Source organism: Corynebacterium sp. L4757, assembly GCF_043673995.1.
GTDB lineage: Bacteria > Actinomycetota > Actinomycetes > Mycobacteriales > Mycobacteriaceae > Corynebacterium.
In genome coordinates, this window is the sequence record NZ_JBIMEN010000010.1 from 1 (window position 1) to 22,397 (window position 22,397).

Sequence of the window (22,397 nt, forward strand, 5' to 3'; positions counted from 1 at the left end):
ATGAAGGAGATAAACCATAATGGATTCTGTGGCGAAACGAGACCCGGAAGATTCCGCGAAGATCAAAGCAATCGAGCAAAAGCTGCTGGCGAACCCGGAGATAGCCAAGCTTATTGACGAGCTCGGCTCAACAGCAACGGATGCTAATGATTTAGTGCGTGGCTTGTTGCAGGCCTCGGTCACTCGCGGCCTGGAAGCGGAAATGGATGCTCACCTGGGGTATTCCAAAGGCGATCGTGAGGCTAAAGCGGCCGGTGGCGGCGATAATTACCGCAATGGTTCCTATGTCAAAAAGGTTGATTCGAACTATGGTCCGGTTGATGTCACTGTGCCTAGGGATCGTGAAGGCACGTTTTTGCCTACTATGGTGCCGAAAGGCTCTCGGCGGCTGACTGATGTTGATGACATGATCATCAGTTTGTATGCCGGGGGTATGACCGTTCGTGATATTCAGCATCATATGGCCACAGCCATGAAAGTTGATATCTCCCATGAGACAGTTTCAGCAGTCACGGATGCTGTCTTAGATGAGGTCATGATGTGGCAGAACCGGCAGTTAGACGAGTTCTACCCGGTGATATTTCTTGATGCGCTACGAATTAAAGTCCGTGACGGTGGGCGCGTGGTCAATAAGTCCGCGTATTTGGCCATCGGGGTGGATATGGACGGTATCAAACACATCCTGGGCATCTGGTTGGCGAAAGAAGAAGGCGCATCCTTTTGGGCACATGTATGCGCAAACTTAGCTAGCCGCGGTATCCAGGACGTGTTCATCGTCTGCTGCGATGGTTTGAAGGGTTTGCCGGAAGCTGTCGAAGCGACCTGGCCGGATTCGATGGTGCAGACCTGTGTCGTGCACCTGATTCGGGCTGCGAATCGGTGGGTGGCTTATGGCGACCGTAAGGCGGTATCTGCGGCATTAAAGAAGGTCTACACTGCCCCAGATGAGTCAACCGCGCGCGCAGCGTTGGATGAATTCGCCGAATCAGAATTGGGCCAGAAATATCCGCAATCAGTGAAAGTCTGGTCCGATGCGTGGGAGCGGTTCGTGCCGTTTCTGCAGTTCCCACCCATGGCCAGAAAGGTCATCTATACGACTAATTCCATTGAGTCGATGAATAACGAGCTGCGTAAAGCCACTCGCAACCGCGTGCAGTTTACCAATGATGATTCCGCGATTAAGACGCTGTGGTTGATGATCTGCAATATCGAAGATAAACGCGCGGCCAAACGAGCTAAAGAAGGTCGAAAAGCCGCCGCGACCAGCGGAAGACTCATCGAAGGCAGGAAAGTCACCAACTGGAAACAAGCCATCAACCAAATGGCCGTGGCCTATCCCGAACGCTTTACGAACTACCTATAAACACTCAGACCGAAAGCCCCACACACAAAATACTTGACACGCTCTTGCCCCGCTAACTCAATGAGTTCTTCCCTCGCCTGGCTCGGAAGGTCTTCCCGCAAACTCATGCCTTCTAACCTCATGATCAATGAGGTCAGCGATGATGCCACCGAATCATGTAATTGTCGGCCCACAGTTTCGCGGCGTCGCTGGATATCCCTATCCCATTCACGCATGAGGTCTTTGCGTTGACCACCGGTGTGGTGAAACGTAAAACCGATGCCGATGGGAAGCCCGACAGCCAACGCATTAATCATCAAAGCCAGCAAGTCATCCGGGAAATATACTCCCTCAAAAATATCGATCGAACCGAAGTAGCAGATGAAAATGCCACCAAGAATTGCGGCTTTGAGATGCCCACAGTAGGCCACCAGCCCGCCCATCAAACACGCCATGAGAATCAAAGCGGGGACTCCGACAATTTCATGGGCCATGATGTAGAAGTACAGCACTTGATACGCTGCCCAGACTGTCAGCGGGAACCACGGCACCAGAAAAAGCATGATGACGGTAACAGCGGAAGCAAATATCAACCATGATTGGTTATAGGCGTCGGAGTTTCCGATGTAATTGAGCACAAGTGAAGCCAACCCACCGAAACCGGCCCACAGGGATAAACGCACGTTGGGTGACAGTTTCTTCTTTTCTGCACTCATCATCAATCATGGCTCCTTGTACTTTTCAACGCCACGGCGGCATTTGCCGACTCACCATGAGTAAATACCAATGTGCCACGATTAACCCAAGGGGCGCCCTTCCCTAAAAGGGATTATTCTTCACGGTTGCTTTGATTGCAAAATCAATTGACGAACTGGTCTACACTCAGCAAACATGATCCCTGTTTTGATTGATTGTGATACTGGCATTGATGACGCGTTGGCTTTGATGTACTTAGCGGCGCTGCACCATGAAGGTGACATCAACCTTCTCGGCGCAACCACAACTGCCGGCAATGTGGATGTCGCACAAACAGCAATCAATACCCGGTGGGTTCTTGATCAGTGTGGGCTCAGCGATGTACCTGTACTTCCAGGTCAACCGGTTCCATTAAAGGATCCTTTGACGACCACGCCAGAAACTCATGGTGAGTTTGGATTGGGTTATATCAATCCAGGTCCGCAACACCTCGGCCAGGAAGACTGGCAGATGTTATGGCATGATGCCATTAATCAGCATGCAGATCTGCGGTTGATTGTCACTGGTCCCGCAACCAATCTTGCTACATTTGGGCCGGTAGAACGTACAACTCTCATGGGCGGTACGTACCTGTACCCAGGAAATACAACGCCTACCGCCGAATGGAATACGTGGGTGGATCCACATGCGGCTAAAAAGGCATTCGCGCAGGCCGAAGAACCGATCACGGTCTGCTCTTTGGGCGTGACCGAGAAATTCACGCTCAACCCGGATTCTTTGAAAGCGCTGGTTGAACAGCTTGGTGATGTACCACTGGCTACCTACCTACCGGAGATGCTGCGATTCTATTTTGAGTTCCACGAAGCTCAGGGCGAAGGCTACCTCGCTCAAATCCATGACCTAATCACGGTCATGATCGCGCTGGGCAAAGTTCCTTTCACTACCAGTGAGGTCACGGTGGATGTGGAAGCGGATTCAGAGCTTATGCGCGGTACCACCATTGCGGATATACGTGGGCATTGGAATCAGCAAGCAAATGCTTCGCTGGTGACGGACATAGATATCGCTGCGGCACATGCGGAACTCCTGCGTGCAGCGAAAGCTCTAGCAAGCAGATAGGCGCCAGCCTGTCTAGGGGCCTATCTGCCATTGAAATAGTGCCGAGGATATACACCCGGGCATTTTTGGCCGGTGCGCATTAAAAACCACATCGGCTTTGACGTAATTGTTCTGATTCCCATGCAAAAATTGACCGAAGAGTCAAGCATTTGGGAAAACTCGGAACGAAAGTACCGAGTTTGCTCTCACCCCTTGTAATTCAGCGACGCAGATGCCACACTGGCATTTCTACAGCTTCATTCACGAGGGAAGAAATCATGTACTCACAAAAAACTCGAAACATACTTCACGTTCGATGAAATCCAGGCTATTTGGTTGGGCAAGCGTGATCGTCGCATTCGTGTTGGGCTACCTCTTTTGGATAGTGTCCAGACACTGGTGGACTCCATCTCTGGTCATCTTCGGCATTCTCTTTGTCGCGATATGCATTGGCAATTGCTACGCGGCGGCAAAGTTCAAAGTTTATGATCTCTATTTCGCAGCCATACTATCTTTGGCTGCACCAGCAATCGTGATATTTGTGGCTTTTGGGTTCGCCTTTTCTGGCCCACCCGCCTAGACAAGCGCGTCGCAACATGTCTACGCCGAGTTCAACACCGGCTTTCCCCGGCGCTATACTCTGAAATCGATTCGTATTCGAGGTGACATAGGATGCGAGCGTTTCAGCCATTTTCGGATCTTCTAGGGGAAATTCCGCATGTCACAAAATTCCACGCGCAAGGTTTTCGTCGTCGTTGGTGGCGCGCTTGTTGCCGCAACCTGGCTTTATCTCGTTCTGGTTCGCCCCACTGATTGGGAATCTGTGGGTGGCTCAACAGAAGCATTGATAACCCTCGGCGGTTATGTTGGCGGTACTTTGGCACTGCTCGCCGGTGTCCTCCCCACGCTTCCAGCACGAACCATCGCCATCATTCCGGTTGCCTTAATCATGAATATCCTCATCGGTCAGGTCGTGGGGTCCGTTGGTATCCCGCTATATTTGGATGCCGTGGGCACCATCTTGGTGGCGGCGCTCGCTGGCCCCAGCGCAGGACTTGCCACCGGTGCTTTAAGCTCCGTGGTGTGGGCACTATTTAACCCGCTGGCTTTGCCTTTCGCCGCAGGTTCGGCGCTGACAGGATGGCTCGCTGGTGTGGCTATCCATAAGGGCGCATTCCGCAATATTTTCCTGGCATTCGTCTCCGGCGCGGTACTGGGTTTGATTACCGGTGCGATCGCTGCACCAGTTGCGGCTTTTGTCTACGGCGGCACCGCTGGTGTGGGCACCGGCGCTTTGGTGAGTCTCTTCCGCGAAATGGGTAATTCACTGCTCGGTTCTGTCACCTTGCAGTCATTTATCTCCGATCCACTGGATAAGGGACTCATCATGGTCATTGTGTTTGCTGTTGTTGCGGCATTACCCAAGAAGACCCGGCGCGCTCTAGCTCCCAACCAAGGTGCAAAAACAAAGAGCAACGCTGCGATCAGTGAAGTTGGCCGTAGTTAATAATGAATCCGTTGACCTGGATTGTTGCGGCAGCCAGCTCATGGATTCTGGTTCTGGGGTTCAATGAGCTAGCAGTCAGTGTGGCCATCGCTCTGCTCGCACAGCTTATTGCCCTAGTGCGGTTAAGAAATTTCTCCGTACTCGCCACAACCGTGGCGTTGAGCATCCCGGTTGGTCTATCCATGCTGATTATCCATGTTCCCTTCGGTAGGAATGACTGGTCAACAGCGGGGGAACTGAGTATTCGCTTCATCGCCATGATGTCAGCATTCTTAGCGGCGGCCAGTGCGATAACTGTGTCAGATCTGGTGAAATCACTCAGCCACATGCCGCGAGTGGCCTACATTGTGGGCTCAGCTGTGCAGCTTCTTCCCCAAGGCCGTGACACGTTGGATTCCGTGAGGTACGCCAATCATCTGCGTACGCTGAGCACGCAAGAGCACAGTACTCGCGGCCCACTGAATACGGTAAAATTTGTGATTCTTCCCCTGATCACGCGATTGTTATCAGCCGGAGCGGCGCGCGCTATTCCTCTGGAAGTATCCGGGCTAGAACGAACTGGCCGGCGTACTCTATTGAATCCGGTCAAAGATACCCGCGTTGAAAAGGTTCTGCGGTGGTTAATGCCGATCGCGGCGTTGGCGGTGGTTGTGTGGCTATAACTCAGATTGTTGGCCAGTCTGGTTCGGGTCTGACTAAGCACCTCACAGAGTTATATGAAAATACCGCTGATGCGGTCATGCTGACCTCTGACCCCAAGGCGCACATCACATACTTACGCGCCACGGTGGAAGAAGAGTTGGCTTTTGGTCTTGAACAGCGTGGGGTTGCTCATGCTGAGATGCGTCAGCGTATTGCCGAGATCGCGCAAGCTTTGGATCTTCAGCTACTTCTACGGCGTGCGCCGAATCAGCTATCGGGCGGGCAGACCAGACGCTTGGCATTAGGGACGGTATTGATTCTTGATGCTCCGCTGGTGCTTCTCGATGACCCCTTTGCCGGCCTCGACCCCACCTCGCGTAAACAGCTTGCAGCCCTGCTTCATTCTTTGGACTCTGATGTTGTGGTTGCTGGTCATCAGGCATGGCTTGATGATGTTGAAACTCAATACTTCGGTGAAGAGTCGGTGCTTGAATTGCCACAAAGGGTCAATTCAACTTTTCAAGTGGAGGTAGCGGACTTTTACTTCCCGGATGTGGTGGGAAGCCACGGCACTACCAAACGGCGCTGGTGGCAATTTCGGAAATCTCAGAAGAGCCATTTTGAGATTGGTCCGGTATCTCTTTCCATCCCGCGCGGTGGCGTGTTGTGGCTGCGCGGAGCCAATGGTGCTGGCAAATCAACGTTGATGAAAGCACTAGTCGAACGCGATAATCAGATCCGGTTGATGCTGCAGGATCCGGTTGATCAGGTGATCGATTCACAAGTGGACCACATGGTTCCGGATACGCAGTTGCGGGAACATTTTGAGCTTGATGGCGAGGAGCACCCGCTCGATCTATCTCAGCGTGCCCTAAGGTTGACACAATTCGCCTCAGTCATCGGCCCAGACAACGGCCAACGGGTGGAAATCCTGTGCGCTGATGAACTTGATGTCGGATTGGATATCACCGGGCGCAATCTCTTGCACGAAGGGTTTGCATCGCATTTAAACCACGGTGGGAGCATTGTCCTCGCGTGCCATGATGAGCGCTTCGTCGAGGAAGTTCGTTCCTATGCCCGCGTGAAGGTGCACGAATTAGAAAGCCCTGTTCACAGGTAGGAAATTGAACAGTTCTCCCTGTCCTCATTCCACTCTCGAGGTCCAGTTACCCTGTGAAAAATACGTGTAGGCTCAGGCATGTGAGCACGTACCCAGCGCGCAATTCGGGGTTCTACCACTCCCCTAATTAATGCGTCTTCACCAAGGCTCACTTATTTGAGGAGGAGAATATATGTCCGATAGCCCTGCACCAATCACTGCTAAAGACACCATTACTCAGTGGCTTAATCACCCCACTGGCGCACCCGTCATGCAGCAATTTCTCAGCTCCATGAGCCCGGATAGAGATATCACTGACCAAGTCAGCAACTTGCCGCTCAATACGTTGGCAGAGCTCAGCAAAGGCAAATTAACGCAAGAGACCATCGATGAACTGGTGCGCCAGGCCAATGGCGGCATCATTCCTGAGGAAGCTGAAGCACCAGCTGGTGCCGCGCGTTTTAGCGGAAAGACTGTGATTGTCACCGGTGCTGCATCCGGAATCGGCAAAGCTACATCTGAAAAGATCGTGGCTGAGGGCGGCCGCGTCATCGCCGTCGATCTGTCCGCTGAAGGCCTTGATGCGCTGAAGAACGCATCCCCGGAAGACACCATTGTGCCTGTCACCGGTGATATCACTAATAGCGATGACATCGAATCCATCATCAACGCGGCAGGTGACAACATCGATGGCCTAGTTAATAATGCCGGCATCATGGATGGCATGCTGCCATTACATGAGCTTGACGATGCCACCTGGGAACGCGTCATGAACGTAAATGTGACGGGCACGGTCAAGCTCAGCCGCGCGGTAGTCAATGCAATGATGGCGACCGGCGGTGGATCTGTTGTCAACGTCGCTTCCGAAGCATCCCTGCGCGGCAATGCCGCTGGCACCGCCTACACCGCCTCAAAGCACGCAGTACTTGGCCTGACCAAGAGCGCCGCATTCCTCTACGGACCTCATAATATCCGTACTAATGCGGTGGCACCTGGCCCAACCGCCACAGGAATCGAAGGCAGCTTCAAGTCCGAATTCGCACAAAAGCGCCTGGGCCCTCACATGGCATTGATTCCACCAGTGACCACCGCTGAGGTTCTGGCCCGCTCAATTACCTGGCTGCTCAGCGATGATAGTGAAAACGTCAACGGCCAAATCTTGGCCTCCGATGGTGGCTGGTCTGTGCAATAACCACCGCACGCCACCCAGTCTTCATTGGCTGGGAGGCCTGCATGCAAAAGCTCCGAAACATAATCTAGGAAAATGTTTCGGAGCTAAAATTTTGTGCCCGAGGTGGGACTTGAACCCACACGTCCTATAAGGACACTGGCACCTGAAGCCAGCGCGTCTGCCAATTCCGCCACCCGGGCAGGGTGAAGAGCGTGAAACCTGATGGCTCACATCGACTAGATAAAGATAACACGAGGGGTATAAGTTTTACCAAAACGGCAGTTCAATGTATGGAAAACACCTTGGGTTTTCCCGGTAAAACTATCTGATTCGGGCGTGCGAGCTACTGTTATGAGCCTATGACTGCCTATAATAAGGGAGGTTTCATTAAGAACGCAGACAGAAAGGAGGCGCCGCTTTCATGGAACTCTTAGATAAACTAGCTCGATTAGATTCCGCAATGCAGCGGGGCCTCGACAATGGAATGGCATTTGTCTTTGGTGGCAAAGTCGTTCCGGCCGAAATTGAAGAGCTGCTCAAACAAGAAGCGCACGACAATGTGGTGCGCGGTGATGATGAGCTGCTGTATTGCCCAAATATTTACTCTGTCGGCGTCAGTTCTAAAGATCTAGAAAACCTGTCACAGGATCGCTCCGTGCCTGACAGCCTTGCTGATCAAATCTCACGATTTATCCGTAATAACAGCTGGCAACTAGCCGGACCTGTTGTGGTGCGCATCGGTGAAGAATCATCTTTGCGCACAGGTCAGCTGCGCGTTTCATCTTTCATTACCCATGAGCCCGAAGAAGAAACAGGCTTTGACGCGATCTTCCACGACCCCAATGATGAAGATGAGAAATCTTCGGACCCCAATGCCCAGGAGGATTCCTTGACTAACCCAGATTCCAATTATCCGGCTGAGGAAGCAGCAACTACCTCTTTCGTACGCCAGGAAGCTCCTCATGAGCAGGCCACCAATCATGGCCCTTCAGTAAACCTGCTGCTGCAGGATGGCTCATCCCGCACCTACCAGGTACAAGATGGTTCCAATATCATCGGCCGCAGCAATGATGCGCATCTGCGCTTGCCAGATACTGGTGTTTCCCGTCAGCATGCTGAGATCACCTGGGACGGCAAGGATGCAGTCCTCGCTGACTTGCAGTCCACCAACGGCACCACGGTCAATGAGACCCCGATTGAGAATTGGTTGCTGGCAGACGGCGACATCATCACTATGGGACATTCACAGATTGAAGTCCGCATCACTGGTCTGCAGGACTAAAGCGGCACGTGAAACGCCGCTTGGATAGTTCTTTACCCAACATTTATGTTTCACTACGACTTAAAACCAGTTAAGCTTTTGCGCTACGCAACCTAGTGCCAGCACTACTGAAATTACAAGGTGCGCCTGACTAAGCTGGTTTCAGACGTTTTATTGAGGAGGTCCCCCATGGATTCAGTCATCATGTCCGGACTGAGAATCGGACTGCTGATTCTCCTATGGCTGTTCATTTTGGTGGCCTTGAACGCAATGCGCCGTGACGCCAACAAAGCGGCCGGTTCATACCAAGCATTGAAGTCTGATTCTGCCAAAGCTCCACGCGTGAAGGGGCGGGCACAACCAGCGCGCGAAATTAAGATTGTGGATGGCCCGCTGGCGGGTTCACACATGGCTTTGAGCGGCTTAGAAAACTTCACATTAGGGCGCGCCCAGGACTGTGACTTTGTCTTAGGTGATGATTACGCATCATCCCGTCACGCGCGTCTCTTCCGTCGTGGAAGCCAATGGTTTGTCGAAGACTTGGAATCCAGGAACGGAACTTTCGTTGCTGGTACCCGGATTGACCAGCCAGAACATGTAAGCATTAATACCGATATTAAGTTGGGCCGTTCAACAGTAAGGCTGGTGGCGTAAAGATGCTAAAACTGAATTTTACCGCCGCCTCCGACCGGGGCCTGGTGCGTGGAAATAATGAGGATTCCGCGTACGCAGGACCTTATTTGCTTGCTATGGCCGATGGCATGGGCGGACATGCAGCAGGTGAAGTCGCCTCCCAGCTGATGATCACTCACCTGATGGGTTTGGATAAGAACCCAAGTGACAATGACATGCTGGCGCTATTGGGCACAGTCTCTACGGAAGCAAACTGGTCCATCTCTGAGCACATCAGCAACCATCCAGAAACTGATGGCATGGGCACCACGCTGACATCCATGATGTTCAATGGCTCCCAATTCGCGGTCTGCCATGCTGGTGACTCCCGCGGTTATCTCCTGCGCGATAATAAGTTGCAGCAGGTCACTAAAGATGACACTTATGTGCAGTCTTTGGTGGATGAAGGCAAGCTCGACCCAGAGGATGTCACCTCCCACCCACAAAAATCTTTGATCTTGAAGGCCTATAACGGCCGCGGTGTGGAGCCGACGCTATTCCTCTTTGATGCGCAACCCGGTGACCGTATTCTGCTGTGCTCCGACGGTCTATCGGATCCTGTCACAGCATCAACCATTGAATCCACGCTTGCACAAGAGACGTCATTGGAAGTAGCCGCCTCCCGCCTGGTTGAATTGGCGTTACGCTCGGGTGGTCCCGATAACGTGACCGTGGTCTTGGCTGATGTTGTAGAAGCAACCGAAGAAGACATCGCTGCTGCTGAGGAGCAGGGCGCGTCCAATCCAGCTGAGGCAAATACTTCTAAGTTTTCCGCTACCGCGGGTATCCCTGAGGAGCAAACCGCCGCCGAAAAGGCAGCATCCATCAATCCGCAGGCCATCCTCGTCGGCGCTATTGCTGGTGAAGTACCAGAGCCAACGCATCCGGATTCAGCAGCGTCACGCGCGGCTGCTCTGAACCGTCGCTCCCAAGTGATTGAGCCATTTTCTGGCCCCACCACTGCTGCTGGCGCACCGCGTTCGCAACTGTCCCCCACGGGCGGAAATCCTACTAACCCAGTAGACAATGGCAGCGGTACTGATGGTGCCACAGGTGAAAGCGGTTCCGGAGCCGGCGCCGCAGAACCAGTCGACGAGGAGCCTCGTAGACCTCGCCGTAGCTTCTTTGGCTGGCCACTGATTGTGTCCATCCTGGTCATCATCGTCGTTGTCGGCGGCGTGTGGGTTGCAGGTAAGAATTATCTCGATAACAACTACTACGTCGCAGTAGCTGCAGCTGAACCTGGCGCGGCCGATGACGCAGATGCTGCCGATGCAACAGCTGCTGAAACATCGGCTGCACCGGCCTCGGAGGCTGAACAGCCAAGTGAGGAAGCAGAACCGAGCGAGTCGGAAACTGCAGCACCAGCAGATGACGATGCCCAGGAATCAGTTCCGCAGGGCCAAGAAATCACCATCATGCAGGGCGTTGATTTCGAGCTCTTCGGACGTTCGCTCAACCATACGTACCAGGTTGCCTGCCTGAAGGAAGATGGTGCGTTGCAGCTAGCCACTTCGTCCTGCCCAGCAGATGCTCAACCATTTACGCTCAGTGACCTGCCGCCATCAGAGCGCAGCGCCGTGGGAAACCTGGAATCAGGCTCCTACGATGACGTGCAATCACAACTGACTCAATTATCCGAACGTGCACTTCCAAAGTGCCGTGAATCTACTACCGATAAGGACCGCTTCCGGTCAACCCCCGGGATTGACTGCCGGGAGGTGAATTAAATGCTCAAAGAATTCCGTAGCCGAAAGACGGAGCTCAGCCTGCTCATCATGGCAGCAATCGTCTTCACCATCACGTTGGTGAGCCTGGAATTCTCCCAAGGCAATGAAATCAACAGCGAGATCCTGTGGATCATCGCTGGTTTCTCAGGCGTGTTGGTCTGTGCACACCTCGTATTGTGTTTCCTTGCGCCGCACTCCGACCAGCTCATGCTGCCGATTGTCGCCGTGCTTAACGGCATAGGTCTGCTCATGCTCGCCCGCCTAGATATTGCACAGGGCTGGCAGCTGGCATCCCGGCAGGTGATGTGGACGATTGTTGGCCTCGTGCTCTTTGCCGCGGTGCTCATCGTCGTCCGCGATCACAGAGTATTTACCCGCTACTCCTACATCCTGGGTGTAGCCGGCATCGTGCTGCTCGCATTGCCGCTGGTGTGGCCACAGCCGCCAGACGCTGAGGCACGCATCTGGATTTGGCTGGGACCATTTTCCATCCAGCCGGGTGAGTTCTCCAAGATCTTGCTGCTGCTTTTCTTCGCCATGTTGCTGGTGCAAAAGCGCTCGCTATTTACCGTTGCGGGTTACCGTTTCCTCGGGCTTTCCCTGCCACGATTGCGCGATCTCGCCCCGATTCTCATCGTGTGGGCTATCGCAATTGTCATCATGGGTATCTCTAATGACTTCGGTCCAGCGCTGCTGCTATTTTCCACCGTGCTGGGCATGCTGTACATGGCCACAGGACGCGTGTCCTGGCTGGTCATCGGTTTGTTTCTGGTGGCTATCGGCGCGACCGGCATTTGGATGATCTCGGATAAAATCCAGGATCGTTTTTCCAACTTCCTGGATCCTTTGGCTAACTATGACAGCACGGGCTACCAGCTCTCCCAAGCTCTGTTTGGCATGTCCACTGGCGGAATCACCGGTTCTGGTCTGGGCAATGGCTATCCGGAGCTCGTTCCCGTGGCGCACTCGGACTTTATCCTCGCCGCTATCGGTGAAGAGTTCGGCCTCATTGGCCTGGCCGCCGTGCTGATTCTTTTCGCACTGCTGGTTTCTCGTGGGTTCAATACGTCCATGCGCGTGCGCGATTCCTACGGCAAGCTGGTTGCCGGCGGTCTGTCTTTGACCATCGCGATCCAGATTTTCGTCGTCACCGGCGGCATTTCCGCATTGCTGCCGATGACTGGTCTCACCACCCCATTCATCTCCGCGGGTGGTTCGGCATTGATGGCTAACTACATTCTGCTAGCAATCTTGCTGCGGATTTCTAATACGGCTCGCCGCCCGCAGGAACAAGCGGACCCTAATCCTCCCCTGTCAACTGATACGACATCAATGGCGGAGGTTCGCTAATGAATAAATCAATTCGCGTTACCGCGCTATTTTCCATCATCCTCACCATTATTTTGTTGATCCACCTCACCGTGGTGCAGGCATTTAGTGAGGATAAGTACGCCAGCAACCCACTCAATCAGCGTGGATTCTACGATCTTCAGACCGTGGCACGCGGGCAGATTTTTGCCGGTGGCACCGTCTTGGCTGAATCCAATCCGAATGAGGAGGGCATCTACTCACGCTCTTATCCGGTGGACTCCCCTGCCTGGGGCCCGGTAACCGGCTACCTGTCCACGCAATATGGGGCATCTCAGATTGAGGCCTCCTATAACGAGATCCTCAACGGCACTGATGACTCCCTTTTGACTAATAACTTCAAGGATCTCATCACTGGTGAACAGCCAGATGGTGCCAACGTGGAAGTCACCATTGATCCGCAGCTGCAACAACTGGCTTATGATGAGCTCAACCAGAAAGGCTATGAAGGTGCCGCGGTGGCGCTGGAGCCATCGTCAGGCAAGATTTTGGCCATGGCATCGAGCCCGTCCTATAACCCCAATAATATTGATGAGCAATGGGCGCAGTTGCAGGAGCAAGAGGGCAACCCGCTGCTCAACCACGCCACCCAAGAAACCTTGCCTCCGGGGTCAATCTTCAAAATCATCACCACCGCAGCCGGTTTGAACAATGGCTATAACCCGGACTCCACGCTCACTGGTGCATCGGAAATCACCTTGCCCGGCACCAATACTCAGCTGACCAACTACGGCGGCCAAGTCTGTGGTGGCTCCCAGCAGGTTACGTTGACCACCGCTTTCTCCTTGTCCTGTAATACCGCATTCGTCGAGATGGGCATTGACGTGGGCGCTGATGAGCTTCGTGAATACGCCGAAGGATTCGGTGTCGGCGATGAGCCAGAAATCGGCGTCGATGCGGCAGCCGGCAACTTGGGCGAATTGCCTGACGATGCCGCCGTGGGTCAATCATCCATCGGCCAGCGCGACGTCTCCATGTCCGCGCTGCAGGCAGCCGGCATGGCAGCCACCGTCGCCAATGGTGGCGTGCGCATGGAGCCTTACTTGGTCAATCGCATTACCGATTCGACCATGAATGACATCCGCACCACCAACCCTGAGGAAGCGGCAACCGCGGTCAGCGAAGACGTCGCCGCAACGCTGACGGACCTGATGTATGCATCGGAACGCAGCACCTCCGGTTATAACGGCAATAGTTACGCATCTAAGACCGGTACCGCTGAGCACGGCGATGGTCTTCCACCGCATGTCTGGTATGTGGCATTTGACCCTGATCGTGATATCGCCGTGGCTGTCGTGGTGAAAAACGGCGGCAACTTAGGTGAATCCGCGACCGGTGGCCAGGTCTCAGCACCGATTGGCCGCGCAATTCTGGACAGCTACGGAGGTGGCCAGTAATGAATACTGCTGACAACCAAGAGCTTCTCCAATCACTGATCGGGGATGACTATGTCCTGCAGTGGATCATTGGCCACGGCGGCATGTCGACTGTGTGGCTGGCCGATGATGTCAATAATCAGCGCGAAGTTGCCCTTAAGGTACTTCGCCCGGAGTTTTCCAATAATGAGGAATTCCTCTCCCGTTTCCGCAATGAGGCTGATGCCGCGGAAAATATTGACTCTGACAATGTGGTCAAAACCTATGACTACCGCGAGGTCCAAGACCCTGCGGGCCATAGCTTTTGTTTCATCGTCATGGAATACGTACGCGGTGAGTCTTTGGCTGACCTGCTTGCGCGCGAAAAGTCACTGCCGGAATCCTTGGCGCTCGATGTGCTGGAGCAAACCGCGCATGGTCTGTCCATCATCCACCGCATGGAATTAGTCCACCGTGATATCAAGCCGGGCAACCTACTGATTACCCAAAATGGTCAGGTGAAAATCACCGACTTCGGTATTGCCAAAGCTGCCGCCGCCGTACCGCTGACGCGCACCGGCATGGTGGTCGGCACCGCTCAATATGTATCGCCAGAACAAGCTCAGGGTAAAGATGTGACCGAGGCTTCCGATGTCTACTCCCTGGGTGTCGTTGGCTATGAAATGCTCGCCGGCGAGCGCCCATTCTCGGGCGACTCTTCGGTATCCGTTGCTCTCGCGCATATTAGCCAGGCGCCCGCGCCGCTGTCCACGAATGTGTCCGCACCCGTGCGCGAGCTCATTGGAATTGCACTGCGCAAAGATCCTCATACGCGCTATGCCGACGGCAATGAAATAGCGCTCGCGGTCTCCGCGGTGCGCCTGGGCAAGCGCCCGCCGCAGCCAAAGGCCATGCCGGCTAACATGATCGCGCCGGAACCTTCACCGACCGCGGCAACCGCAATGTTGGGCGAGGCAACGAACCCAACAACTATTCACCCGGCCGTGGATGCACGCCCAAGCACCGACCCAGATGCACGCGCTACCAGTGCGCATGCCGCCGGTGCGGGTGCCGCTGTGGCAACCACGCCCAAGCCTGCGAAGAAGTCGAGCGCCGGCAAGAATTTCGGCATCGGCGTCGGCATTGCGGCCCTGGCGGTCGCTTTAGTCGGCGGCGGTTTCTACGCTGCCACCATGTTCAGTAATCAAAGTGGAGAGAGCGAGCCAACCACCGAGCCCGAACCATCCATCGTGACCGAATATGTCACCACGGAAAATAACACCACCGAGGAAGTAGAACCCACCAACACCCCCGATACCCCGAGTGAGCCTGCACCGGAAGAAACCGAGGATTCGCCGTCCCCAACGCCTACTCGTTCCAGCCCTTCTCCTACCCCAACGCCAACCGATACCCCTGGTGAGACCGAAGAACCCACCAGCGGTAACGGCAATGATGGCAATGGCGATGAAACAGGAAACGACAGCGGTGTTGAACAACCAACCGATACTGCTGATGAAGAAACTGAAAATGACACTGCAGTTAACCCAGGTGAGGATATTATTGGAGACATCATAGACGGACTCGAGGGAGGTGCCAATGGTTAATGATCGCTATCGTTTAGGCGAAGTCATTGGTTCCGGTGGCATGTCAGAAGTTTTTGCCGCTACCGATACTTTGCTCGGCCGTGACGTGGCCATCAAAATGCTGCGCCCCGAGATGGCGCGCGATGTCAGCTTCCGTGAGCGTTTCCGCAAGGAGGCGCAGAATTCGGGCCGCCTTAATCACCCTAATATTGTGGCGGTATATGACACGGGCGAGGTCGATGATGATGGCCTCGCCATCCCTTATATTGTCATGGAGCGCGTGCATGGCCGTACCTTGCGCGATATCGTCCGCGAGGATGGCCCTTTGCCATCGCGCGAGGCAGCCGAGGTGCTCATTCCGGCAGCGCATGCACTGCAGGCTTCGCATGATGCAGGCATTATTCACCGCGATATTAAGCCGGCGAATATCATGCTCACCAATACCGGCCAGGTCAAAGTCATGGACTTTGGTATTGCCCGTGCGTTGGATGATTCCACCTCCGCGATGACGCAGACGTCCGCGGTGATTGGTACCGCGCAGTATCTTTCCCCGGAGCAGGCGCAAGGCAAGCCTGCCGATGCCCGCTCGGACGTCTACGCTCTCGGCTGCGTCATGTATGAGGCGGTCACCGGCCATACGCCTTTTGAAGGCGAAACCCCCTTCGCCGTTGCCTACCAGCATGTGCAGGAAGAACCGGTGCCGCCTTCGGAGTCATTGACTCCCGATGCGTTGACACCGACCGATCGCGTGAATCTGGATGCCGTGGTGCTCACCGCGATGGCCAAGGATCCGTCCGACCGCTACCAGTCGGCGCAAGAAATCAGCGAAGACTTAGACCGCATGCGCACCGGCGGTGTCACCCGTGCTGCGCAGATGCATATTGCTGACGATGCCCCCTCGGCCCATAGCCAACCCGAAGACACCACGCGCGTCGCACCGTCCCATCCGGCGACAACGACGATGGAGCCCCAGGCCGCATCGGCAGCAGCAGGCGTTCCGGTGGCAAACCCCGGCGTATCTTCACAGCCGAAATATTACGACGAAGACGATGACGATAACGAGCCCAAGCCCTGGCTGAAGTGGCTGGCCATCATCTTGTCGGTTGTATTGGTCGCGGTCATCGCAGGCTTTGCTTTTGATTATTGGAATACTTCCCGCGAGCGTCAGGCTGAGCAGGAACAACGCCAGGCTGAGCAAGCCAATATGGTGACTGTTCCAGACGTCGAAGACCGCCCACGCGCAGAAGTCATTGCCGAATTGGAAGAATTAGACCTGCTGGTCACGGTCAATGAGGAAGCAAATCCGGATATTGAACGCGATAATGCCATCCGCATTAACCCAGCTCCGGGTTCGCAGCTGCAACGCAATTCCACCGTCATCCTGACCGTATCTTCGGGCCGTGAGATTACTGAGGTTCCAGACGTCGTGGGTATGAGCTTGGAAGACGCGTCGCGCGCGCTTTCCGATGCCGGCCTCGAAATCTCCGACAACGTCGAAGAAGAAGAGTCCTCTGCCGATGACACCGGCCGGGTTACTCTGCAGAATCCGCCGGCCGGTTCGCAGCTATCCCGCGGTTCTCGTGTCACGGTGACTGTTGGTACTGGTCCACGCATGGTTCGTATCCCTTCCAACCTGGTGGGCCAGGATATTGAGGAGGTCCGTTCCACCCTGGATGCGATGGGTCTGACCGTGAATGTGGACACCATTGACTCCACCGAAAATGACGGCGAAGTCCTGTCCGTGTCCGATGAGGGTAATGAGATCCCCGCCGATTCCACTGTGACCGTTCGCGTTTCCAATGGTCAACTCATTGAGGCGCCCGCGCTGGTCCGTGAGGATCCGGATGCTGCTGAGCAAGCGCTGCGTGATGCCGGCTGGTCCGGTGACTTCAATGTTGGCGAACCAGTAGCCACCGGCGCCGCCGTGGACAGTGGTCTCATTGCGTGGGCCTCTGCCAATGAGGGCGATTCCATCCGCCGCGACGAGGACATCGAAATCCGCATCTGGGACTTCGACCTCGGCGCCCTGCTGCCCTCCAACTAGGGCTGGGCGCGCCCAGCCCGCGCCCAGCCCGCGCCCAGCGTTCCTTCCGGCTCCGGGGCGTAGAGACAATTGCCAGTTTGAGCTGGTAGAGTTTTAATCCACAATAGAAATAATTCTCAATTTATTACTCGCGTAAAGGTTGATAAAGGCCCATGCCAAAGTCAAAGTACAACCCAACCACCGCTCCCGCAGCGACCAGCACGGGTTCTGCGGCCAACCGCACCCCAGTCAAGATTAATGCTGAGGGCACCCCAAAGTGGTACATCGTCCTCATGCTGGGCCTGATGATCCTGGGCCTGGCGTGGATTGTGGTTAACTACCTCGCCGGCGAGCAGATCGGCTTCATGGCCGCACTCGGCGCGTGGAATTACGCCATCGGCTTCGGCCTCGCCATCATCGGTCTTCTCATGACCATGGGTTGGCGTTAGCTTTAGCTGGCGTTAGAACCCAGCCAAAGAATTGAGCACGGTGGATTTCCACCGTGCTCATTTTGTCTATCTCCCCGACTACTTCTGCGTCCGGTTCATCACCGCGACAACAATCAGCCAGACTGCGCCAATCACAATGACGGTAGCCCCCATGCCAAGGCCCGTTCTGCGAAAGGTTGCCCCGGCAGTCTCGGCATAACTCCCGTCTTTAATCAAAGGCGCGATAATGCCGCAATAAATAGCAACGCCCAATAGCACGCTGAGCATGCTCGTAACTATGGTTTTCGGGTTCCGGAACTCATTTTTCTTCATCGCCAGCTCACCTTACTCCCCACAGAATGTTTGTCTACCTAAATTACAAACTCAGTACTTTCGTACCCTGGCCGCAAGGCTAACCCTCGAGCAGTTTGCGCGCCCTCACCAGTTTGATTTGATAACCAATCAATGGAATAACCGAGTAGACCAAAACAAAGACGGCGGAAACGCCCAGCAGAACCTCGATGATTCTGTACCAATCAACATTCTCGATGAGCAAGAACACCGCGATGAAGATGACAATCGACACCGCCGAAGCCTTCGCAAACGCGTTGCGCCGCGATTCCAAGGCCTCGGCTTTCAATCCATCATCGGTATGCAGTGCAACGGTGCCAGGCTGCGCCTTAAAGATGTGCGTATCCACGAGTGATATCACGTGCGTCCAACCGGCTTCCTTACACATTGCGAAGAAGTCATCGTCAGCGTCGGCTTCATTCACCATGTCGAAAATGACGTCTTCTTTCTCGCCTGGTTCGAACTCCCAGCCGTGTCCGGCATATGAGGTGCCAATAAGGTGCTCACCCTTTGCCGCCATGGTGCGAAAAAGGCGCAATTCGCGCTCGGGGTTGATTGCCAGTCCTGAATTTAGTCGCTTAGACATTGTTTTCTCCATCTGTTTCCGTGAGCAAATTTTGCGCCGCGGCCACAAGTTGCTCACGGCGCTCAACGTTGGTGGCTGCTACGGCCATTCCCTTGTCGGTTATGCGATAGCTGCGGCGGCGTTCGCCATCGTCGGAGGCACTCACTTCCTCAATGAGGCCGGCATCGACGAGTTTCTTCAGGGTTGTGTACAGCGACGCCGGTCCAATAGCCACGAGGCCGCCGGTGCGTTCTTCGAGGAATTGCATGATTGAGTAACCATGCCGCGTTTGTTTGAGCGCGAGCAAGATGAAAAACGCTGCTTCGGGAAGGTTGCCTTCATCGAAGCCTGACTTTCGTGCCATGCTATATCTCCTTCCGATATATCATTTAATGACATAGTAAACACGGATCGAAGTTGTGCACAACCCCAAAAAGCACAAAAGCTTGCCGATGCCCCCATTTCCACAGGTCAGCCGCCCAGAAAATTCTTGTCGTCTGCCGACATTTCCGCAGATCAGCGCGTTTTTCGCCCAAATTTCATAGTTGTCCACGCGCCGTGAAAAAAGTTATCCACAGGCTGGGGAGAACTCTGTGAAATTCGAGTCTCCACAGGTTTACGCACAGCCTGTGGATAACTTTTCTCACTGTTTTAACAAGGCCCTAAAGTTTCGAAAAATGTGCGAAAGATCAGAATACCTGGCGTTTTATGTGTTCGATTAGCGTTTTCTTTCGACAATTACACGCGTGTAGTTATCCACAGTGTGGATAACTCATGTGAAATACTTTCGCACACACGTCCCCGTGGATAACATGCCGTAGTTATCCCCACTCCCCTGCTCAGGGCGCAGGCTACCACTGGGGTTGATTCTTGTTATTTTGCGACGCGGCCCGCCCGCCGGCTCTACGCTTCAGCCCACCCAACGCACAGGTTTACGGTCCCAGCCCCACGGCATCCAGGATCGACAAAGGCGCCCTCCACACAATCTGTGGAAGACGCCTTGAGGAACCGTAGTTAATTAAGCGCCATCAACTTTTCTCTTCTGCATCGCGATAGCAATCGCTGTGGCTGCAACGCACGCAGTCGTCATAATGACCAGAAGCGAGGACAAGGCTTGACCAACATCGCCCTCTTTGACGATCAGCATGGTGACAAAACTCAGCACCCATCCTGATAGACCCAGCAGTACTGCCTTTTGGGAGTTAGTCTTTTCTTCCACGTTCATGTCTCCTACGACGTTGGATGCACCTTTCGTCCGCCACGCTAAATGAAAATGATTTCACAAGCAATAGCATTCAGGGTTCTATCAGTGAATTACTCACACCGCCGAAGCCATCTATATACCCGTGGACGCATACAGGACATACGTAGCAATCGGCAGACCAGCAAGACCCAGCCAGTGCACCACCTGTGATTTGCGGGTCACGCACAGCGCCAGAATGATGCCCGCAAACAACCCGCCGAGGTGTCCCCAAAGTGATACACCGGAGGAGATAAACGTGTAAACGACGTTCACAACGACCAGCACTATCGGCGCGCGCAAATCCATGCCGCGGCTGCGATACACGGAGATAAGCAGCACCATGAGCGCAAACAGCGCCCCGGAAGCACCCGCGGTGGGTGACATGAAATCCAGCGTCAGAATCAGCAGACCCGAGCTTATCGCCGCAGAGATATACAAAGCCACAAACAGCACCGTGCCGAAGTGTCGTTCAACTTCTCGCCCAATCAGCATCAGCATGATCATGTTGACCGTCAGGTGCCCGATGTCTAGGTGCATGAACGCGTAGCTCAACGGCGTCCACCAATGGTCTGCTATCTCAAAGGCTGGCCCCCACACCATCATGTTGTGGACAAGCTCGGAATTACCGAAAACCTGCGTCAATGAACCCGCCTGAAAGGCCGCTATAAACCACAAAACAATGGACGCAGCCGTAATAATCAGCGTCGCCGGCGCCGTGCGATAAAAAGACTTCAGCCAGGAACTCAAACTTCCAGTTCTCATTCGCAAACTCCGAGCATTCCAATGCTATAACTGCACCACGGGCATAATTTTAAGATCGGAGCCTTCATGTCTCCATTATCCCGTAAGAGCAATTCAACCGAAAACTATAAAACCCGCACAGGCAGTCTGCGCGGGTAGAAATAACGATGAGAAACTAGCTCATCATGGCCTTAAGCCTGTGCGATCTCCACAGACTCAATGACAACGTCTTCAACTGGACGGTCCATACGGTCAGTCTGAACCTTGCCCAGCTTAGAAACAACTTCCTGGGAAGCAGCGTCAGTGACCTCACCGAAGATGGTGTGGTGGTTGTTCAGGTGTGGGGTTGGTGCCACGGTGATGAAGAACTGGGAACCATTGGTGCCAGGACCAGCGTTTGCCATTGCCAGCAGGAATGGACGGTCGAAGGTGAGTTCTGGGTGGAACTCATCCTGGAACTGGTAGCCAGGGCCACCACGGCCGGTGCCGGTTGGGTCGCCGCCCTGGATCATGAAGTTGTCAATAATGCGGTGGAAGATAGCGCCGTCGTAGAACGGGCCGGTCTGCTCGCCCTTAGCGTTCTGAGCAGAGTATTCCTTCTCACCGGTTGCGAGGCCGATAAAGTTTTCAACAGTTACTGGTGCGTGGTTACCGAACAGGTCGATGACAATGTCACCGAGGTTGGTGTGCAGCGTTGCAGTTGCAGTCTTCTGAGTCATGTCAGCCATTGTAAACAAACTTCTCAGTTGTGTGCCGCCGCACGGTGTGATGCTCGCGCACAGCGATCACGCAGTCCAGCATTTTTGTACACTGAAGAATTATGAATCTAGCTGGTTATGATGGAATCTTATTCGATCTCGATGACACCCTCATGGATCACACGGGTGCCTCTATCAAGGGCCTAGATAGCTGGTGCGCAGACTTAGGTCTGCGCACGGGGCAGTATGACCGCTGGGCAGAGATCGAGCACAAGTGGGTCAGCCGTTATGAGCGCGGCGACATCTCGCATCCACAGCAGCGTCGCGAGCGTGCGAAAGAATTCACCGGCCAGATGAATTTAAGTGATGAGGAAGCCACTGAGCTCTACGCCGGGTTCATTCGCGGCTATCAGGCCCATTGGGCGGCTTTCGATGATGCCATCGACACCATCCACCGCGCCCTCGATACCGGCAAGAAGGTCGGCATCCTCACTAATGGCGCGCGTGAGATGCAGGAAGGCAAGGTCCGTGCCGGCGACTTGGTCATTGACGGCGTGGAACTGATCCCGCTGGTCGAACACGACGCCCCCAAGCCACGCCCGCGCGCGTATTCGCTGGGCTGCGAAAAGATTGGCACCAGCCCGCAGCGCACCGCATTAATTGGGGACAATTGGCTTAACGATGTCGAAGGCGCCCGCCAAGCAGGCCTAACCGGTGTGTACTTCTACCAGGGCCTTTCACACCAGCCAAAACCACAACCAGCTGACCGAGAGGTAATTTCCTCACTCAGCCAGTTGGTGTTTAGGGCTTAATGCTCGTTCCTA

At 54.4% G+C, this 22,397-nt stretch carries 23 protein-coding genes and 1 tRNA gene; 16 read left to right on the forward strand and 8 right to left on the reverse strand.

Annotated features, from left to right (window positions below):
* The first annotated feature begins 19 nt into the window (after nt 1-19).
* On the forward strand, nt 20-1,363 hold the full coding sequence (locus tag ACG98I_RS11240; RefSeq protein ID WP_394719581.1) for an IS256 family transposase: 1,344 nt from the start codon (nt 20-22) through the stop codon (nt 1,361-1,363).
* Here ACG98I_RS11240 and ACG98I_RS11245 read toward each other — a convergent pair.
* Nucleotides 1,354-2,061, reverse strand: a complete 708-nt coding sequence (locus ACG98I_RS11245; protein ID WP_394720732.1) for a histidine kinase — start codon at nt 2,059-2,061, stop codon at nt 1,354-1,356. The two genes, ACG98I_RS11240 and ACG98I_RS11245, sit on opposite strands and share 10 nt — an antisense overlap.
* A 172-nt stretch (nt 2,062-2,233) precedes the next feature.
* Between ACG98I_RS11245 and ACG98I_RS11250 the strand changes: the two genes are divergently transcribed.
* The 6 genes from ACG98I_RS11250 to ACG98I_RS11275 all read left to right on the forward strand — a co-directional run bounded on the left by ACG98I_RS11250 (nt 2,234) and on the right by ACG98I_RS11275 (nt 7,576).
* On the forward strand, nt 2,234-3,157 hold the full coding sequence (locus tag ACG98I_RS11250; protein WP_394720733.1) for a nucleoside hydrolase: 924 nt from the start codon (nt 2,234-2,236) through the stop codon (nt 3,155-3,157).
* Nucleotides 3,158-3,452: 295 nt separating this feature from the next.
* Entirely contained in the window at nt 3,453-3,716 is a 264-nt protein-coding gene (locus ACG98I_RS11255) for a hypothetical protein (RefSeq protein WP_394720734.1), read from the forward strand.
* Nucleotides 3,717-3,854: 138 nt separating this feature from the next.
* Nucleotides 3,855-4,643, forward strand: a complete 789-nt coding sequence (locus ACG98I_RS11260) for an ECF transporter S component (RefSeq protein WP_394720735.1) — start codon at nt 3,855-3,857, stop codon at nt 4,641-4,643.
* Between the two features lie 2 nt (nt 4,644-4,645).
* Complete coding sequence (locus tag ACG98I_RS11265; RefSeq protein WP_394720736.1) at nt 4,646-5,305, forward strand: energy-coupling factor transporter transmembrane protein EcfT; 660 nt, start codon at nt 4,646-4,648, stop codon at nt 5,303-5,305.
* Entirely contained in the window at nt 5,260-6,405 is a 1,146-nt protein-coding gene (locus ACG98I_RS11270; RefSeq protein ID WP_394720737.1) for an ATP-binding cassette domain-containing protein, read from the forward strand. The genes ACG98I_RS11265 and ACG98I_RS11270 overlap by 46 nt, the downstream gene beginning before the upstream one ends.
* 172 nt (nt 6,406-6,577) lie before the next feature.
* The gene (locus ACG98I_RS11275) at nt 6,578-7,576 is read left to right on the forward strand and encodes an SDR family NAD(P)-dependent oxidoreductase (RefSeq protein WP_394720738.1); all 999 of its coding nucleotides are present in this window, start codon (nt 6,578-6,580) and stop codon (nt 7,574-7,576) included.
* Between the two features lie 94 nt (nt 7,577-7,670).
* Here ACG98I_RS11275 and ACG98I_RS11280 read toward each other — a convergent pair.
* Nucleotides 7,671-7,755: transfer RNA gene (locus ACG98I_RS11280), tRNA-Leu, on the reverse strand.
* Between the two features lie 221 nt (nt 7,756-7,976).
* Here ACG98I_RS11280 and ACG98I_RS11285 point away from each other — a divergent pair.
* The 8 genes from ACG98I_RS11285 (at nt 7,977) to crgA (ending at nt 17,996) form a co-directional block, all read left to right on the forward strand.
* Nucleotides 7,977-8,837, forward strand: coding sequence for a DUF3662 and FHA domain-containing protein (locus tag ACG98I_RS11285; protein ID WP_394720739.1), 861 nt, complete (start codon nt 7,977-7,979; stop codon nt 8,835-8,837).
* Nucleotides 8,838-9,005: 168 nt separating this feature from the next.
* Entirely contained in the window at nt 9,006-9,470 is a 465-nt protein-coding gene (locus ACG98I_RS11290; protein ID WP_394720740.1) for an FHA domain-containing protein, read from the forward strand.
* Nucleotides 9,471-9,472: 2 nt separating this feature from the next.
* Nucleotides 9,473-11,218, forward strand: coding sequence for a PP2C family protein-serine/threonine phosphatase (locus tag ACG98I_RS11295; RefSeq protein ID WP_394720741.1), 1,746 nt, complete (start codon nt 9,473-9,475; stop codon nt 11,216-11,218).
* On the forward strand, nt 11,219-12,568 hold the full coding sequence (locus ACG98I_RS11300; protein ID WP_394720742.1) for an FtsW/RodA/SpoVE family cell cycle protein: 1,350 nt from the start codon (nt 11,219-11,221) through the stop codon (nt 12,566-12,568).
* Nucleotides 12,568-13,983: a penicillin-binding transpeptidase domain-containing protein gene (locus ACG98I_RS11305; protein WP_394720743.1), complete on the forward strand. Its 1,416-nt coding sequence runs from the start codon at nt 12,568-12,570 to the stop codon at nt 13,981-13,983. The genes ACG98I_RS11300 and ACG98I_RS11305 overlap by 1 nt, the downstream gene beginning before the upstream one ends.
* Nucleotides 13,983-15,545, forward strand: coding sequence for a serine/threonine-protein kinase (locus ACG98I_RS11310; protein WP_394720744.1), 1,563 nt, complete (start codon nt 13,983-13,985; stop codon nt 15,543-15,545). The genes ACG98I_RS11305 and ACG98I_RS11310 overlap by 1 nt, the downstream gene beginning before the upstream one ends.
* Entirely contained in the window at nt 15,538-17,568 is a 2,031-nt protein-coding gene (gene pknB, locus ACG98I_RS11315; RefSeq protein WP_394720745.1) for a Stk1 family PASTA domain-containing Ser/Thr kinase, read from the forward strand. The genes ACG98I_RS11310 and pknB overlap by 8 nt, the downstream gene beginning before the upstream one ends.
* Before the next feature lie 152 nt (nt 17,569-17,720).
* Entirely contained in the window at nt 17,721-17,996 is a 276-nt protein-coding gene (crgA, locus tag ACG98I_RS11320; RefSeq protein ID WP_394720746.1) for a cell division protein CrgA, read from the forward strand.
* Between the two features lie 78 nt (nt 17,997-18,074).
* On the opposite strand, the gene ACG98I_RS11325 is transcribed toward crgA, so the two are convergent.
* The 6 genes from ACG98I_RS11325 to ACG98I_RS11350 all read right to left on the reverse strand — a co-directional run bounded on the left by ACG98I_RS11325 (nt 18,075) and on the right by ACG98I_RS11350 (nt 21,603).
* Nucleotides 18,075-18,308, reverse strand: coding sequence for a hypothetical protein (locus ACG98I_RS11325; RefSeq protein ID WP_394720747.1), 234 nt, complete (start codon nt 18,306-18,308; stop codon nt 18,075-18,077).
* Between the two features lie 79 nt (nt 18,309-18,387).
* Complete coding sequence (locus ACG98I_RS11330) at nt 18,388-18,912, reverse strand: DUF2812 domain-containing protein (protein ID WP_394720748.1); 525 nt, start codon at nt 18,910-18,912, stop codon at nt 18,388-18,390.
* Nucleotides 18,905-19,255 carry a PadR family transcriptional regulator gene (locus tag ACG98I_RS11335; RefSeq protein ID WP_394720749.1) on the reverse strand — a complete coding sequence of 117 codons (351 nt, stop codon included), beginning with the start codon at nt 19,253-19,255 and terminating at the stop codon, nt 18,905-18,907. The genes ACG98I_RS11330 and ACG98I_RS11335 overlap by 8 nt, the downstream gene beginning before the upstream one ends.
* Nucleotides 19,256-19,909: 654 nt before the next feature.
* The gene (locus ACG98I_RS11340) at nt 19,910-20,110 is read right to left on the reverse strand and encodes a hypothetical protein (protein WP_394720750.1); all 201 of its coding nucleotides are present in this window, start codon (nt 20,108-20,110) and stop codon (nt 19,910-19,912) included.
* Between the two features lie 117 nt (nt 20,111-20,227).
* A complete protein-coding gene (locus ACG98I_RS11345) occupies nt 20,228-20,896 on the reverse strand; it encodes a rhomboid family intramembrane serine protease (RefSeq protein WP_394720751.1) in 669 nt (222 codons plus the stop codon).
* A 170-nt stretch (nt 20,897-21,066) separates the two neighbouring features.
* Nucleotides 21,067-21,603, reverse strand: coding sequence for a peptidylprolyl isomerase (locus ACG98I_RS11350; RefSeq protein WP_394720753.1), 537 nt, complete (start codon nt 21,601-21,603; stop codon nt 21,067-21,069).
* A 92-nt stretch (nt 21,604-21,695) separates the two neighbouring features.
* Here ACG98I_RS11350 and ACG98I_RS11355 point away from each other — a divergent pair, with 92 nt between their 5' ends.
* On the forward strand, nt 21,696-22,385 hold the full coding sequence (locus ACG98I_RS11355; protein ID WP_394720754.1) for an HAD family hydrolase: 690 nt from the start codon (nt 21,696-21,698) through the stop codon (nt 22,383-22,385).
* The last annotated feature ends 12 nt before the right edge of the window (nt 22,386-22,397 follow it).